15 protein-coding genes and 2 pseudogenes are annotated in these 15,240 nt (G+C 56.2%); 16 read left to right on the top strand and 1 reads right to left on the bottom strand.

Going from position 1 to position 15,240, the window contains the following annotated elements; translation table 11 throughout:
- Window positions 1-544 precede the first annotated feature (544 nt).
- Window positions 545-906: pseudogene (locus CV944_RS17650) on the bottom strand (DDE-type integrase/transposase/recombinase); the annotation flags it as partial.
- Window positions 907-910: 4 nt separating this feature from the next.
- Here CV944_RS17650 and CV944_RS12335 point away from each other — a divergent pair.
- The 16 genes and pseudogenes from CV944_RS12335 to CV944_RS12260 all read left to right on the top strand — a co-directional run.
- A pseudogene (locus CV944_RS12335) lies at window positions 911-1,135 on the top strand (acyltransferase); the annotation flags it as partial.
- A gap of 303 nt (window positions 1,136-1,438) precedes the next feature.
- The gene (locus CV944_RS12330; RefSeq protein WP_100664268.1) at window positions 1,439-2,614 is read left to right on the top strand and encodes an ATP phosphoribosyltransferase regulatory subunit; all 1,176 of its coding nucleotides are present in this window, start codon (window positions 1,439-1,441) and stop codon (window positions 2,612-2,614) included.
- A 175-nt stretch (window positions 2,615-2,789) separates the two neighbouring features.
- Window positions 2,790-3,413, top strand: coding sequence for an ATP phosphoribosyltransferase (gene hisG, locus CV944_RS12325; protein ID WP_033012052.1), 624 nt, complete (start codon window positions 2,790-2,792; stop codon window positions 3,411-3,413).
- Between the two features lie 136 nt (window positions 3,414-3,549).
- Window positions 3,550-4,824, top strand: a complete 1,275-nt coding sequence (hisD, locus tag CV944_RS12320; protein WP_100664267.1) for a histidinol dehydrogenase — start codon at window positions 3,550-3,552, stop codon at window positions 4,822-4,824.
- A 3-nt stretch (window positions 4,825-4,827) separates the two neighbouring features.
- Window positions 4,828-5,415 (top strand): imidazoleglycerol-phosphate dehydratase HisB, encoded by a 588-nt coding sequence (gene hisB / locus CV944_RS12315; RefSeq protein ID WP_033012056.1) that lies wholly within the window; start codon window positions 4,828-4,830, stop codon window positions 5,413-5,415.
- 173 nt (window positions 5,416-5,588) lie between these two features.
- Window positions 5,589-6,230 (top strand): imidazole glycerol phosphate synthase subunit HisH, encoded by a 642-nt coding sequence (gene hisH, locus CV944_RS12310; RefSeq protein WP_100664269.1) that lies wholly within the window; start codon window positions 5,589-5,591, stop codon window positions 6,228-6,230.
- Window positions 6,230-6,964, top strand: a complete 735-nt coding sequence (gene hisA / locus CV944_RS12305; protein WP_100664266.1) for a 1-(5-phosphoribosyl)-5-[(5-phosphoribosylamino)methylideneamino]imidazole-4-carboxamide isomerase — start codon at window positions 6,230-6,232, stop codon at window positions 6,962-6,964. Before hisH ends, hisA begins: the two co-directional genes overlap by 1 nt.
- A complete protein-coding gene (gene hisF / locus CV944_RS12300; RefSeq protein ID WP_033015048.1) occupies window positions 6,961-7,719 on the top strand; it encodes an imidazole glycerol phosphate synthase subunit HisF in 759 nt (252 codons plus the stop codon). Before hisA ends, hisF begins: the two co-directional genes overlap by 4 nt.
- Window positions 7,716-8,363 carry a bifunctional phosphoribosyl-AMP cyclohydrolase/phosphoribosyl-ATP diphosphatase HisIE gene (hisIE, locus tag CV944_RS12295; protein ID WP_100664265.1) on the top strand — a complete coding sequence of 216 codons (648 nt, stop codon included), beginning with the start codon at window positions 7,716-7,718 and terminating at the stop codon, window positions 8,361-8,363. The genes hisF and hisIE overlap by 4 nt, the downstream gene beginning before the upstream one ends.
- Window positions 8,364-8,641: 278 nt before the next feature.
- Entirely contained in the window at window positions 8,642-10,111 is a 1,470-nt protein-coding gene (locus CV944_RS12290; protein WP_100664264.1) for a tetratricopeptide repeat protein, read from the top strand.
- 75 nt (window positions 10,112-10,186) lie between these two features.
- Entirely contained in the window at window positions 10,187-11,143 is a 957-nt protein-coding gene (gene trxB, locus CV944_RS12285) for a thioredoxin-disulfide reductase (RefSeq protein WP_100664263.1), read from the top strand.
- A 315-nt stretch (window positions 11,144-11,458) separates the two neighbouring features.
- Window positions 11,459-11,917 carry an NUDIX hydrolase gene (locus CV944_RS12280; RefSeq protein WP_033012106.1) on the top strand — a complete coding sequence of 153 codons (459 nt, stop codon included), beginning with the start codon at window positions 11,459-11,461 and terminating at the stop codon, window positions 11,915-11,917.
- Between the two features lie 18 nt (window positions 11,918-11,935).
- Entirely contained in the window at window positions 11,936-12,832 is an 897-nt protein-coding gene (rapZ, locus tag CV944_RS12275) for an RNase adapter RapZ (protein WP_033012069.1), read from the top strand.
- Window positions 12,829-13,782, top strand: coding sequence for a gluconeogenesis factor YvcK family protein (locus CV944_RS12270; RefSeq protein ID WP_063329596.1), 954 nt, complete (start codon window positions 12,829-12,831; stop codon window positions 13,780-13,782). The genes rapZ and CV944_RS12270 overlap by 4 nt, the downstream gene beginning before the upstream one ends.
- 137 nt (window positions 13,783-13,919) lie before the next feature.
- Complete coding sequence (gene whiA, locus CV944_RS12265; RefSeq protein ID WP_033012071.1) at window positions 13,920-14,882, top strand: DNA-binding protein WhiA; 963 nt, start codon at window positions 13,920-13,922, stop codon at window positions 14,880-14,882.
- Between the two features lie 14 nt (window positions 14,883-14,896).
- Window positions 14,897-15,154, top strand: a complete 258-nt coding sequence (locus CV944_RS12260; RefSeq protein ID WP_100659548.1) for an HPr family phosphocarrier protein — start codon at window positions 14,897-14,899, stop codon at window positions 15,152-15,154.
- The last annotated feature ends 86 nt before the right edge of the window (window positions 15,155-15,240 follow it).

Here is a 15,240-nt window from a genome sequence, read left to right as displayed (position 1 = left end):
GATGCAACCCCAAGTCAAGGAAGGAGGACGAAGTCCGCTCGCACTTCTGGGGAGTTGCAAGCCCCCACTTCAAGCGTTAGCGAAGTGGGGGTAGTTGACGTCTAACCTGTTTAGGTGAGAATGGGAATAACAACTTTCGGTGAAGGTGTATAAGAGAGAGTTCACAAGATGCAAAGTCAGCGAAACACGTAAAAAGCCGCCCCGTAAATGGGGCGGCTTTTCCTTTTGGACCGCGCATGCGGCGGTCAGTTGAAAAATATTTTTGGCCGCACTTGAGTTCAAGGAACTCAAAGGGCATTATTTATCGTATGCTTGTTTTCCGAATCTCATGCAAAGAAAATAATAAAGCATTTTGACAGAAGTGTCAAGAACGGTTTTCTGGATCTTTTCTAAGTTTAGTGTACATCCTACGGATTTTTTCGTCAATCAAGTCCATTTGTTCGCTTGTTAATTTGAAAACGCCGTCTTTTGCTTTTTTGGGTTTGAAAATGCGAATTACCAACAATTATAACACTAAAACATCGAATATTTTATAATATTCATCATTGAGCACCGTCTGATGTGAGATCGACACGCCGGCCGTGGATGTCCTTCATGGCTGCCTCCGTCATGCGGGAGAACATCACGAAGTTGACGTGGTACGTTAATACGAGCCCCCAGAATGTGCGGTGAAACGGCCATCCGGGACAAATCGACCTTCAGTTTGATGAGTGATGATGGAACCAAAGGGAGAAAGTCAAACAGGAACTCCCGGAATCGACACTGCAACTCGAAGGCTTGAGGATCTTGCTTGAAACGTCAGCGCTCCTTCTTGGTCATCCGGCGAAGATTGGCTTAGTAAAACGGGCAATCGTTGTTCTTGCACTTGTAGATGTGGTATTTTTTTGTGCTCTTTGATTTTCTCAAGCCGATTCTCGCCGACGAATATTTAGTGAACGAATACCGCCTCGGCGATGTCGTGATCGGCGATGAGGTGATGATCGGCGCGAACTCGACCATTTTGCCCGGCGTGGTGATCGGCGACCGCGCCGTCGTCGCCGCCGGCACCATCGTCCATCAAGACGTCCCGCCCGGGGCGATGGCCGCGGGTTGCCCGATGCGCATCGTCCGCACGAACGAACCGCCTTCCGAGTAACGGGGGCGGTTTTCCATGTTGGAATAGGAAAAAAGGAAAGAAACAAAAAAGGAGAATTACGGATTTTGATAAGATGGATCGCCGCTATTTTTATTAGAGAGCAGATCACCGCCTATGCTGTGTGGAACGAAACGGACAAGCGCTTCTAGTTTTTTGAAGCGATCTTGTCCGTTTTGTTATTGGCAAAGCGTTTTCCCCTTGACGCTGTGGCCGCAAAGGAGTAAACTACTAATAACTTCACTTCTCTACCATATTAGCAAACTAAAGTATTTCCTAAAGTATTTCGATAAAGGGCGTGGGGACATGGCAAAAAAGTTGTTCATGTTTGAAAAACCGTTGGGCATGCGCGATACGCTGCCGTTTTTATATGAGTTGAAAAAGCAAGTGCGCTCGGTGATGGCGGAGGAAATTGAGCGTTGGGGGTATGAGTTTATTGAAACGCCGACGCTTGAGTATTATGAAACGGTCGGGGCGGCGTCGGCGATTGCCGATCATCGGCTGTTTAAGCTTCTCGACCAGCAAGGGCATACGCTCGTGCTGCGGCCCGATATGACGGCGCCGATCGCCCGGGTGGCGGCGTCAAGGCTTTATGACGACGGCAATCCGCTCCGGTTGGCGTACAACGCCAATGTGTTCCGCGCCCAGCAGCGCGAGGGCGGCCGGCCGGCGGAGTTTGAGCAGATCGGCGTCGAGCTGATCGGCGACGGCACGGTGGCTGCCGACGCCGAAGTCATCAGCTTAATGGTCGCGTTGTTGAAGCGCGTGGGGTTGGGCCGCTTTTCGGTGGCCATCGGCCATATCGGGTATGTCAATGCGCTGTTTTTGGAGATTTTAGGGAATGAGGAGCGGGCGAGTGTATTGCGCCGTTTTTTATATGAGAAAAATTACGTCGGTTACCGCGAACATGTGAAGTCGTGGCCGCTTTCGTCGATCGATCAAAAGCGGCTGTTGGATCTTCTTTCCTTGCGCGGCGGAACGGACGTGATCGAACAGGCGAAAACGCTCGTCACAAGCGAGGAGGGGCGGCGGGCGTCCGACGAGCTGGCGGCGCTCATGGCAGCGCTTCGGACGTATGGGGTGACCGAGGCGGTGAAGCTCGATATGGCGCTTGTCAGCCATATGAGCTATTACACCGGCATTTTATTTGACGTGTACGCCGAGCAAGTCGGATTCCCGATCGGCAACGGCGGCCGGTATGATGATTTGCTGGCGAAGTTTTCCCGCCCGTCGCCGGCGACGGGGTTTGGCTTGCGCGTCGATCGGTTGATTGAGGCGATTGGGGAAACGGATGTGCGCGGCGACATCGAGTGCATCGTCTTTAGCCAAGAGCGGCTGGCGGAAGCGGTGGAGCTCGCCGAGGCGAAACGGGCGGAAGGCAAGCGCGTCGTCTTGCAGCACATTGCCGGCATTCGTGATATTGATGCCTACAGCCAGCGCTACCGGTCGATCGTCTATTTGCTTGGCCGCAGCGGGCAATGAATGCCGCAAAAAGAGGAGAACGTCTCGAACAGGAACGAATGGAACGGCTGTTGATGAGGCGGGAGATGGAACGGCTAAAGCCACGAGGGTGTCCGGCTGCGCTAGTTCGGCGAGAGGGAGAGTTTGGCGGAAAAGCGCCGCGTTTGCACATGACGACGAGCAGGGAGGAAGAGTGATGCTGACGATTGCGATGCCAAAAGGGCGCATTTTTGATGAGGCGGTCGAGCTGCTGCGGCGGGCGGATTATGTGCTGCCGCCGGAATTTGACGAGTCGCGCAAGCTCGTCATTGACGTGCCGGAGGAGCAGATGCGCTTTATTTTGGCGAAACCGATGGATGTCGTCACCTATGTCGAACATGGGGTGGCGGATTTGGGCATAGCGGGAAAAGATGTCTTAATGGAGGAAGAACGGAACGTCTATGAGCTGCTCGATTTGCACATCAGCCGCTGCCATTTGGCGGTCGCCGGGCTGCCCGGTGCCAAGATGAATGAAATCGCGCCAAGGGTGGCGACGAAATATCCAAACATCGCGTCGACGTATTTTCGCGAACAAGGTGAGCAAGTTGAGATCATCCGCCTAAACGGCTCGATCGAGCTCGCCCCGCTGATCGGCCTTGCCGACCGGATCGTCGATATCGTTTCGACCGGACGGACGTTGAAAGAAAACGGGCTTGTCGAGCTGGAACGAATCGCCGAGGTGACGTCGCGCCTGATTGTCAACCCGGCGAGCTACCGGCTAAACGGCGGGGACATTGAGCGGTTGGTCGACCGATTGGCGGCGGTGATTCCACAACCATAGAAAAAGATGGAAACGGGCGGTTGTCCGCAGAGAGCTTGATGGAGGCTCGGCGCGGCGTTGGCGGAACGGCGTCCGCGGCGCTGATGGGGGCTTGGTGGAGGAAAACGGATCGATGCCATAGAAAGGGGAGCGAACGATGAAAATCGAACGGATCCGAGGCGGCGTGTCGCTAAGGCGGACGATTGAAAGCGGAACGGAGGAGCAGCGGCGTGCGGTGCTCGATATCATCGCCGCTGTGCGCGCCCGCGGCGACGAAGCGCTGAAAGAATACACGGAACGGTTTGACGGCGTCCGCTTGGATTCGCTCAAGGTGACGGAAGCGGAACTGGAGCGGGCGCATGCGGCGATGGACGCGGAGATGCTTCAGATCATTCGCGAAGCGGCGGCCAACATTCGCGCCTATCATGAGCGGCAAAAGCGCTCATCATGGTGGATGACGAACGAAGACGGCACGATTCTCGGGCAGAAGGTAACGCCGCTTGATGCGGTCGGATTGTACGTGCCGGGCGGGACGGCCGCTTACCCGTCGTCTGTGCTCATGAACGTCATTCCCGCACAAGTGGCGGGAGTGAAGCGGATTGTCATCACCTCGCCGCCAAACCAAGACGGCGCGCTTCCGGCTGGCGTGCTGGCCGCCGCCTATGAACTTGGGGTGACGGAAATTTACAAAGTCGGCGGCGCGCAGGCGATCGCCGCGCTCGCGTACGGGACGGAAACGATCCGGCCGGTTGACAAAATTTTCGGGCCGGGCAATATTTATGTCGCATTGGCGAAGCGGGAAGTGTTTGGGCATGTGGCGATCGACATGATCGCCGGGCCGAGCGAAATTGTCGTGCTCGCCGATGAGACGGCGCATGCGGATGAGATTGCGGCCGATTTGTTGTCGCAAGCCGAGCATGACGTGCGGGCGTCAGCGATTTTGGTGACGCCGTCGATGAAATTGGCGCTGGCGGTGGCGAGTGAAGTCGAACGACAGCTTGAAACGCTGCCGCGCCGCGGCATCGCCCAAGCGGCGCTTGAGAACTATGGCGCCATTTACGTCACGGAGACGCTTGAGGAAGCGGTCGATGTCGTGAACGAACTGGCGCCGGAGCATTTGGAAGTGATGACGGCCGAACCACTCGCGCTATTAGGGAAGCTCCGCCATGCAGGGGCGATGTTTTTCGGCCGCTTCAGCTCCGAGCCGGTCGGCGACTATTTCGCCGGGCCGAACCACGTGCTGCCGACGAACGGGACGGCAAGGTTTTCAAGTGGTTTGGGTGTCGATGAGTTTGTGAAAAAATCAAGCGTGATCGTTTACAGCGATGCGGCATTGGCACAACACGGCGGCAAAATCGCCGCGTTTGCCCGCCTCGAGGGGCTCGAGGCGCACGCGCGCGCCGTTGAGATGCGGCTGAAGAAGGGGGAATGAACGATGGCAAGGGAAGCGACGGTCGCGAGAACGACGAACGAGACGAGCATTGAGCTGCGTTTGGCGATTGATGGCGAAGGAAAAGCCGAACTGGAAACGGGCGTGCCGTTTTTGACCCATATGCTCGATTTGTTTGCGAAACACGGCCAGTTCGATTTGCGCATTGACGCCAAAGGCGACACGCATATTGACGACCACCATACGACGGAAGACATCGGCATTTGCCTCGGGCAGGCGATCAAAGAAGCGCTTGGCGACAAAAAAGGAATCAAGCGGTACGGCAACGCGTTTGTGCCGATGGATGACGCCTTGGCCCAAGTGGTCATTGACTTGAGCAACCGCCCGCATTTCGAGTTTCGCGGCGAGTTTCCGGCAGCGAAAGTCGGCGCGTTCGATGTTGAGCTCGTCCATGAGTTTTTATGGAAGCTGGCGCTGGAGGCGCGCATGAACTTGCATGTCATCGTCCATTACGGGCGCAATACGCACCATATGATCGAAGCGGTGTTTAAGGCGCTCGGGCGGGCGCTCGATGAAGCAACGATGATCGACCCGCGCGTCAAAGGCGTCCCGTCGACGAAAGGGATGCTGTAGCCGATTGCATGCGGCGCTCCCTGTGGGAAAAGTTCCGCGGAGGAAGGCGGCCGGGCGCCAAGGAGAGGCGCCCGTGAAAGGAGCGCCGTGAGGAAAAGGGATGCCGTCATCAAGTGGTTCGGTGGATGAAGAAAAACGATCGATTGGCATGGATCAGCGAAGAAAGGAATGGGATGGCGATGATCGGGATCATCGACTATGGCATGGGCAACTTATACAGCGTCCGCAAAGCGCTCGAGCGGCTCGGCTGCCCGTATATCGTGAGCGGCGACAACAAGGAGTTGGCGCGGGCGCGCGGGCTCCTTTTGCCTGGGGTTGGCTCGTTTCGCGATGCGATGCACATTTTAAATGAGACAGGCCTAGCTGCTTTCATCCGTTCGGCGGTTGAAAACGGCACGCCGCTGCTCGGCATTTGTTTAGGGATGCAGCTGTTGTTTGACGAAAGCGAAGAAAACGGGCCGACAAAAGGGCTTGGCTTGCTTCGCGGCCGCGTCGTCCGCTTTCCGGGTGTGACGAAAACGGGTGAACGGTATAAAGTGCCGCATATGGGCTGGAACCGGCTCCGTTTCCATCGCCCGTCGCCGCTTCTTCATGGCGTCGAGGAAGGGCATGTGTATTTTGTCCATTCGTATTACGTCGTCCCGGGCGATGAGGACGTCGTGCTCGCGAGCAGCGAGTATGACGTGGACGTTCCGGCGGTTGTCGGGCGCGGCAACGTCTGGGGCACGCAGTTTCATCCCGAAAAAAGCGGGGCGGTCGGCATGCGCATCTTGAACAATTATGTCGGCATCGTCACGGGAAGGGGGAATCGCTGATGGCGGCGTTTACGGTGTATCCGGCGATCGATATGCGCGGCGGAAAATGCGTCCGCCTGCTGCAAGGCGATTACAGCAAAGAAACGGTGTACGGCGATTCGCCGGTCGCGATGGCCGAGCAATTCGCCGCTCAAGGGGCGGAGTGGATTCATATGGTCGATTTGGACGGAGCGAAAGAAGGGCGGCGCGTCAACGACCGGTTTGTCATTGAAGCGGCCCGCCTGGGCGTCAACGTGCAAGTCGGCGGCGGCATCCGGACGGAAGAGGATATCGTGCATTATTTAGAAAATGGGGTCGCCCGCGTCATTTTAGGAAGCGCGGCCATTGCCGATCCGCCGTTTGTGAAAAAGATGCTCCAAACATACGGCCGCCGCATCGTGATTGGCATTGACGCCCGCGACGGCTTCGTGGCGACGGAAGGATGGCTGGCGACGTCCAACATGAAAGCGGAAGAACTCGGGCGGATGCTCGCCGAGGCGGGGGCGGAGACGTTTATCTTTACGGACATTGCAACGGACGGCACGCTGTCGGGCCCGAACATCGCCGCCGCGGTCCGGTTGGCCGAGGCGACGGGAAAAGAAGTGATTGCTTCTGGCGGCGTCAGCTCGCTTGACGATTTGCGCGCGCTCTGCCAATATGCTGGACAAGGCATCGGCGGTGCGATCGTCGGCAAGGCGCTTTATACGAATCAGTTTACGCTTGCGGAAGCGTTAAAGGCGGTGAGCGAGCGATGATCACGAAACGCATCATCCCGTGCCTCGATGTGAAAGACGGCCGCGTCGTCAAAGGAGTGCAGTTTGTCCAGCTGCGCGATGCCGGCGACCCGGTGGAGCTGGCGAAGGCGTACGATGAGCAAGGGGCGGACGAGCTCGTCTTTTTGGACATCTCCGCTTCCCATGAAGGCCGGAAAACGATGGTCGATGTCGTCGAGCGCGTCGCTGCCGAGCTCGCCATTCCGTTTACGGTCGGCGGGGGGATTCATTCGCTTGACGATATGAAGCGGATGCTGCGCGCGGGCGCGGACAAAGTGTCGCTCAACACCGCCGCGGTGCTCCATCCGGCCTTGATCGCGGAAGGGGCGGACTTTTTCGGCTCGCAATGCATCGTCGTTGCGATTGATGCGAAATACGATGACGCCCTTGGTTCATGGCGCGTCTATACGCACGGCGGCCGCAACGCGACCGAATGGGAAGTGGTCGCGTGGGCGCAGGAAGCGGTCCGTCTTGGCGCCGGGGAGATTTTGCTGACGAGCATGGATGCCGATGGCGGCAAAAACGGTTTTGATATTGCCTTGACGCGGCGGGTGAGCGAAGCGGTCAGCGTTCCGGTCATTGCGTCCGGCGGCGCCGGCAAGGCCGAGCATTTCCTCGAAGCGTTCGAAAAAGGGAAAGCGGACGCAGCGCTCGCGGCCTCCATTTTCCATTACAAAGAAACGTCGGTTGGGCAAGTGAAAGCGTACTTGAAAGAAAGAGGGGTGAACGTGCGATGACGGCGGACATTCGCTTTGACGAAAAAGGGCTGGTGCCCGCGATCGTCCAAGATGCGCAAAGCAAGGAAGTGCTCACGCTCGCCTATATGAACAAAGAGTCGCTCGAAAAAACGATCGAGACCGGAGAAACGTGGTTTTACAGCCGTTCGCGCCAAGAGTTGTGGCATAAGGGGGCGACATCCGGGAACGTGCAGCGCGTTGTCGACATCCGCTACGACTGCGACGCCGATGCGCTGCTCGTGCTCGTCGAGCCGGCGGGTCCGGCGTGCCATACGGGCGCGTATTCGTGCTTTTCCCGCTCGCTGGACGGCGCGGCGCGCGCGCCGCAGGCCGACCGGTTCGCCATTTTGAACGAGCTCGAACAGATCATCGCCAAGCGCGACGCCGAACGGCCAGAAGGGTCGTACACGACGTATTTGTTTGAAAAAGGCGTCGATAAAATTTTGAAAAAAGTCGGCGAAGAAGCGGCCGAAGTGATTATTGCGGCGAAAAACCGGAGTCATGACGAGCTGAAATGGGAAGCGGCTGATTTGTTGTACCATTTGCTTGTGCTGTTGCGGGAACAAAATCTGCCGCTTGACGCCGTGCTGGCAACGCTTGCCGAGCGGCACGCACAAAAAACGGAATCAGCGGAACAAACCTAATCGTAAGCCGATGGTTGGCGAAGGCTTGTTCACGGGGACGATTGGAAACGGAGGAATGGGAAAACGGGATGCCCGCCACTCAGACTGCCGGGCTCATGGCTCGCGTGAGCGAACCGCGGAGGCAGCCGGAGGGCGGGGCATCCTTTTTTGACGTCTCCGCCGTTTGGCGGACGGCGATGGCGCGGCTGCCATGTTTTTGAGCTGAGTTTTGTTGTTTGTTTCAGCGGCCAATATGATATACTGTTGTTCGACGAATTTTACGGACAACGGAGGACAGAATGGGAAAACAACTGAAGCAGTCATCACGAAAAGCGACGATTGTGCCGTTTATCCAGAACGGAGAGTATTTTTTCAAAAAAGGAATGAAAGCATACGATCGGGGCGATTTGCATAAGGCGAGGAAGTATTTCGAGCGCGCCGTCCGTTTGGATGAGCGCGATGCGTCGTTTGCCCTGCAGCTGGCGCTAGTATTGTCCGAACTTGGTGAATACCAGTTTTCAAACCAATGGCTGTTCAAAATTATTCATGATCTCGATGAAACGATGGACGACTGTTTGTATTTTTTGGCGAACAATTTCGCCTGCCTCGGCTTGTTCCGCGAGGCTCGGCAATACGCTGAACAGTACTTGGCGAATGAGCCGGACGGGGAGTTTGCCGACGATGCCGCCGACTTGCTTGAGCTGCTTCGGCTCGATGGTCCGGAATGGACGGAGGAGCAGGAAGACCTTATGGCGCTCGAGGATCGCGCCCGCCGGTTGCTTGAGGAGGAGCGGTTTGCGGAAGCGATTGAGGCGCTCGAGGCGATTGTCGCCCGCTATCCGGACGTGTGGGCGGCGCACAACAACCTGGCGCTTGCGTATTTTTACAGCGGCCAGGTCGAGAAGGCAAAAGAGAAGCTGGAGAATGTGCTTGAGCGCGACCCCGGCAACTTGCATGCGCTTTGCAATGCGCTCGTTTTCGCGTATTACTTGCATGATCAGGAGCAAGTCTCTTCCCTTTGCCGGACGCTCGCCGGGCTTTATCCGTTTTTCCATGAGCATCAATACAAGCTCGGGGCGACGTTCGCGCTTGTCGGGCGGTTCGATTTGGCGTTCCGCTGGCTGCACCGCCTGTACAAAAGCGGCTTTCGCGGCGACGGGCCGTTTTACTACTGGCTCGCCTGCACCGCCTACCATACGGGGCATGAATCGCTCGCTCGGAACATGTGGGAAGAGTTTCTCGTGTTTCATCCGGAAAAGCGCGGCGAGGAGCCGTGGGCTGTTCCGTCGTTCGACGAAGCGTTTGCCCGCATCATCCGCTGGATTGAGCAGGAAGGATTGGCTGACCAGTTGTACGGCTTATATTTGTTCAGCCGCTCGAAGCAAGCGGAGGAAACGGCCATGTCGCTGGCGGTCTGCCGCTTGTTGCCGTCTGACCCGCGCTTGCGTCCATTCATCGACTCGTTTTTATTTGGCTTGACCGACGGCTCGTCCGCCCGGGCGGGGAACGTCGGCCGCATGGTCGATGCGCTTTCGGCAAATAATGAAGAAAAGGAAGCACTCTGCCGCTTTGCGTTTGCGATTGCCGTCCATCCGCTGGCCGATGGCGAACGGTTTGCGAACGGAGCGGCGTGGGCGGCGGCGATTGAATACATGTGGCGCCGTCAGCAAGGAGAGAAAGTGACGCAAAAAGAGATGGCGGCCAAATACGGCGTCTCGGCGGCAACGGTGGGAAAATATGTGCAAAAAGCGCGCCAACTATGGTCATGAGCAAATCAATAGACAGGGCGAACCGACTTCTATACGATGAAAATGGAATGATTCTCGAGCGAAGGAGTGGACGGTGTGGCAGAGGAAAAAATTTACGATGTCATTATTGCCGGAGCTGGCCCGGCTGGGCTGACGGCGGCTGTCTATACATCGCGCGCCAATTTGTCGACGCTGATGATCGAGCGCGGCGTCCCGGGCGGGCAGATGGTGAATACCGAAGAAGTGGAAAACTACCCGGGCTTTGAGACGATTTTAGGCCCGGAATTGGCGACGAAAATGTTTGAGCATGCGAAAAAATTCGGCGCGGAGTACGCATACGGCGATGTGAAAGAAATCATCGATGGCGAGGCGTACAAAACGGTCATCGTCGGCGACAAAGAGTACAAGGCGCGCGCCGTCATCATCGCCACCGGGGCGGAATACAAAAAGCTCGGCGTGCCAGGGGAAGCGGAGCTAGGCGGCCGCGGCGTGTCGTACTGTGCGGTGTGCGACGGGGCGTTTTTTAAAGGAAAAGAACTGGTGGTCGTCGGCGGCGGCGATTCAGCGGTCGAAGAAGGGGTGTATTTGACGCGCTTTGCCAGCAAAGTGACGATCGTCCATCGCCGCGACAAGCTGCGGGCGCAAAAAATTTTGCAAGACCGGGCGTTTGCCAATGAAAAAATTGATTTCATCTGGAACCATACGGTGAAACAAATCAACGAAAAAGACGGAAAAGTCGGCAGCGTGACGCTTGTGCATACGCAAACGGGCGAAGAACGTGAATTTCCGTGCGACGGCGTGTTCATTTACATCGGGATGGTGCCGCTCTCGAAGCCGTTTGCGAGCCTTGGCATCACGAATGAAAACGGCTATATTGTGACGAACGAGAAAATGGAAACGAAAGTGCCGGGCATTTTCGCCGCCGGTGATGTGCGGGAAAAAACGCTCCGGCAAATCGTGACGGCTACCGGCGACGGCAGCATCGCCGCGCAAAGCGCCCAGCATTACGTTGAGGAACTGAAAGAAAAGCTCCATAAGCAAGGAGTCAGCTGATCCGGTAACCAAATCGCAATCAAATCGTAATGGTTATTTAACCCAGCTGTAACACGGGCGCAACACATTTGTCGTATGCTATAAGTAAGTAATTGACCCCCTTTTATATAGATCCTTGATTCGGCGCGGGCATTTGTCCGCGTCTTTTTTTGTCTGGCGCTCGCTGGGCGCGAAAGGCGTTGGCCGGGCGGAGTGCGGGAAGGCCGCCGGCGTTTTGACAGACGGGCGTTTTCCAACGGTTTGAAGGTGGAGCGGCCTAGCCATTTATGGTAAAATAAAAATAATGAGATGCGCGCAACAGTTGGGGGGAACGACTTGCAACGGGTAACGAATTGCGTACTATATAAAGACGGCCGCGTGTTGCTTTTGCAAAAACCAAAGCGCGGGTGGTGGGTCGCCCCAGGCGGCAAAATGGAGCCCGGTGAAACGGTGCGTGAAGCTTGCATTCGTGAATACCGGGAAGAGACGGGCATTTATTTGAAAAATCCGAGGCTCAAGGGCGTTTTTACGATCGTGATGAAAAACGGGAATGAAACGGTGTCGGAGTGGATGATGTTTACGTTTTTCGCCGACGACTTCATCGGCGAAAACGTGCCGTCTTCCGAAGAAGGGACGCTCGCTTGGCATGAGGTTGAAGCGCTGTCCACGTTGCCGATGGCCCCAGGAGACTACCATATTTTAGAATACGCTGTCAAAGGCGAAGGGGTCATGTACGGAACGTTTGTATATACGGAGGAGTTTGAGCTGCTTTCATATCGTCTTGATCCAAGTTAGCGGAAGGGGAGCAGAAAAATGGGGAAACACGGGGCGCAGCAACCGATTCAACTCGTCATCATCACCGGCATGTCCGGGGCGGGCAAAACGGTGGCGATCCAAAGCTTTGAAGACCTCGGCTTTTTTTGCGTCGACAACTTGCCGCCGACGCTGTTGCCGAAGTTTTTGGAGCTTGTGAAAGAGTCCGGGAATAAAATGAATAAAGTCGCGCTCGTCATGGATTTGCGCAGCCGCGACTTTTTCGACCACTTGTTTGCCGCGCTCGATGAGTTGGCCGGGCAGGCGTGGATTATGCCGCAAATTTTGTTTTTGGATGCGCAAGACTCGACGCTTGTGGCCCGCTATAAAGAAACGCGGCGGACGCATCCGCTCGCGCCGAATGAGCCGCCGCTTGAAGGCATCCGCCTGGAGCGGAAACTGCTTGAGGAGCTCAAAGGGCGGGCGCAAATCGTTTATGACACGACTGGGCTCAAGCCGCGCGAACTGCGGGAGAAAATCGTCCGCCAGTTTTCATCGCACGCCCAGTCCGGCTTTACGGTCAACGTTATGTCGTTTGGATTTAAATACGGCATCCCGATTGACGCTGACTTGGTGTTTGATGTCCGCTTTTTGCCGAACCCGCACTACATTGAGCATATGCGGCCGAAAACCGGGCTCGATGAGGAAGTGGCGTCGTATGTGCTCAAATGGGGAGAAACGCAAAAGTTTTTGGAAAAGCTGATTGATTTGCTGGCGTTTATGCTGCCGTATTACCAGCGCGAAGGAAAAAGCCAGCTGGTGATCGCCATCGGCTGCACGGGCGGTCAGCATCGTTCCGTGGCGCTCGCTGAGCATATCGCCCGCCATTTTTCCGCCGATTATAAAACGGTTGTCTCGCACCGGGACATGGAGAGGAGAAAGGAAGCGCATCGATGAGAGACAAACGAGCAGTGAAGATCGTCGTCATCGGCGGCGGCACTGGGCTTCCCGTCCTGCTTCGGGGTCTGAAACAGCACGATCTTGACTTGACGGCTATCGTCACCGTCGCCGATGACGGGGGGAGTTCCGGGCGGCTCCGGGATGAACTGCACATCCCGCCGCCTGGGGATGTGCGCAACGTGCTCGCTGCGCTGTCTGATGTCGAACCGCTTATTGTTGAGCTGTTTCAACACCGTTTTCAAAACGGCAACGGCTTATCGGGACACTCGCTCGGCAATTTGATTTTGGCGGCGCTCACATCGATCACCGGAGATTTTGTGAAGGCGATCCGCGAAATGAGCAAAGTGTTGAACGTGCGCGGCCAAGTGTTGCCGGCGGCGAACAAAAGCGTCGTGTTGCACGCGGAAATGGAAGATGGTACCATTGTTTCGGGCGAGTCGAAAATTCCTAGCGCAGGGAAAAAAATTAAGAGGGTGTTTTTAACCCCGGAAGATATTGAACCGTTGCCGGAGACGACCGCCGCCATCCGCGGCGCCGACTTGATTGTCATCGGCCCGGGGAGTCTGTACACAAGCATTTTGCCGAACTTGCTCGTGCCGAAAATCGGGCAGGAAGTGTGCAAGGCGAAGGCGAAAAAAGTCTATATATGCAACATTATGACTCAGGCCGGCGAGACGCCGCACTATACGGTGAGCGACCATGTGAAGGCGCTTCATGACCATCTTGGCGTCCCGTTTTTGGATGCTGTCATCGTCAACAGCGGGGCGATTCCAGAATCCATCCGCCGCCGGTATGAAGAGGAGCGGGCCGAGCCGGTGCGTGACGACAGCAGCGGGCTTTCGTTGCAAGTCATCCGCGACGATATTGTCACGTACGAGGATGGGGTCATTCGCCATAATACAGGGAAAGTCGCCGCCCTCCTTCTCGGGCTGCTTCCCCGCTGCTAGACGGCGGGCGCTGTGTGCTTGGTCCGCATACGCATAGGCCAAGGAGACGGGGCGCGAGGGGCGGCGGCCGCATGGCCGCGCCGAGAGTTGGGCACCTCCAACCGGCCGGTACGGGAGCGAATGGAGGTGGAACGATCATGTCTTTTGCGTCCGAAACGAAGAAGGAGCTGACGAATTTAGAGGTCAAGCGCTGCTGCTTGCGGGCCGAGCTGTCGGCGCTGTTGCGCATGAACGGCTCACTGGCGTTTTCCGGCGGGCGGATGGCGGTCGATGTCCAAACGGAAAATGCGGCGATCGCCCGGCGCATTTATACGCTGTTGAAAAAAGGGTATGACGTCGCGGTTGAGCTGTTTGTCCGCAAAAAAATGCGTTTAAAGAAAAATAACGTGTATATCGTCCGCATTACCGACGGCGCCGCCCCGCTGCTCCGTGATCTTTGCATTTGGAACGGCGATTTTTCGTTCATTCATGACATCGATCCGGAACTTGTCAAGAAAAAGTGCTGCAAGCGCTCGTATTTGCGCGGTGCGTTTTTGGCCGGCGGCTCAGTCAACAATCCGGAGACGTCCTCGTATCACTTGGAGATTTTTTCTTTGTACGAGGATCATAACCGCTCTTTATGTGAACTGATGAACAGCCACTTTTTTTTAAATGCGAAAACGTTGGAACGGAAAAAGGGGTTTATTACGTATTTAAAAGAGGCGGAGAAAATTGCCGAGTTTTTGAACATCATCGGCGCTCACCAGGCGCTGCTCCGCTTTGAAGACATCCGCATCGTCCGCGATATGCGCAACTCGGTCAACCGGCTTGTCAACTGCGAGACGGCCAATTTGAACAAGACGATCGGCGCTGCACTCCGTCAAGTCGAAAACATCCGCTACATCGACGAGACGATCGGCCTCGACGCCTTGCCAGCGAAGCTGCGGGAAATCGCGAAGCTTCGCATCGAGCATCAAGACGTGACGCTGAAAGAGCTTGGCGAGATGGTCGCCGGCGGCAAAATCAGCAAATCCGGCATCAACCATCGACTGCGCAAAATCGATGAGATCGCGGAGCGGCTGCGGGCGGGAAAGCCGGTCGACTTCCATAAATCGCTGTAAAGGGGAGATGGAGAATGGTGGAAAGACAAGTCGAAGTGAAATTGAAAACCGGGCTGCAGGCGCGCCCGGCGGCGTTGTTTGTCCAAGAGGCAAACCGTTTTTCCGCTGATGTGTTTTTAGAAAAAGACGGGAAACGGGTGAACGCGAAAAGCATTATGGGCTTGATGAGCCTCGCCATCGGCCATGGAGCGGTGGTCACGCTCATTGCCGACGGTCCGGATGAGCAAGAAGCGATCGAAAAGCTCGCCGCCTATGTGCAAAAAGAAAAGTGAGTGGTGCGCCGGAACGACCGTCGGTGCGTTCGCGGGCAAATATGAGACAAGGCTGCTCCGTTTCCGAAGCAGCCTTTATTGTTTCG

This window comes from Geobacillus sp. WSUCF-018B (genome assembly GCF_002809985.1).
Taxonomy (GTDB): Bacteria; Bacillota; Bacilli; order Bacillales; family Anoxybacillaceae; genus Geobacillus; species Geobacillus thermophilus.
Note: the sequence above shows the minus strand (reverse complement) of the source record. Positions and strands in the feature narration are given on the sequence as shown.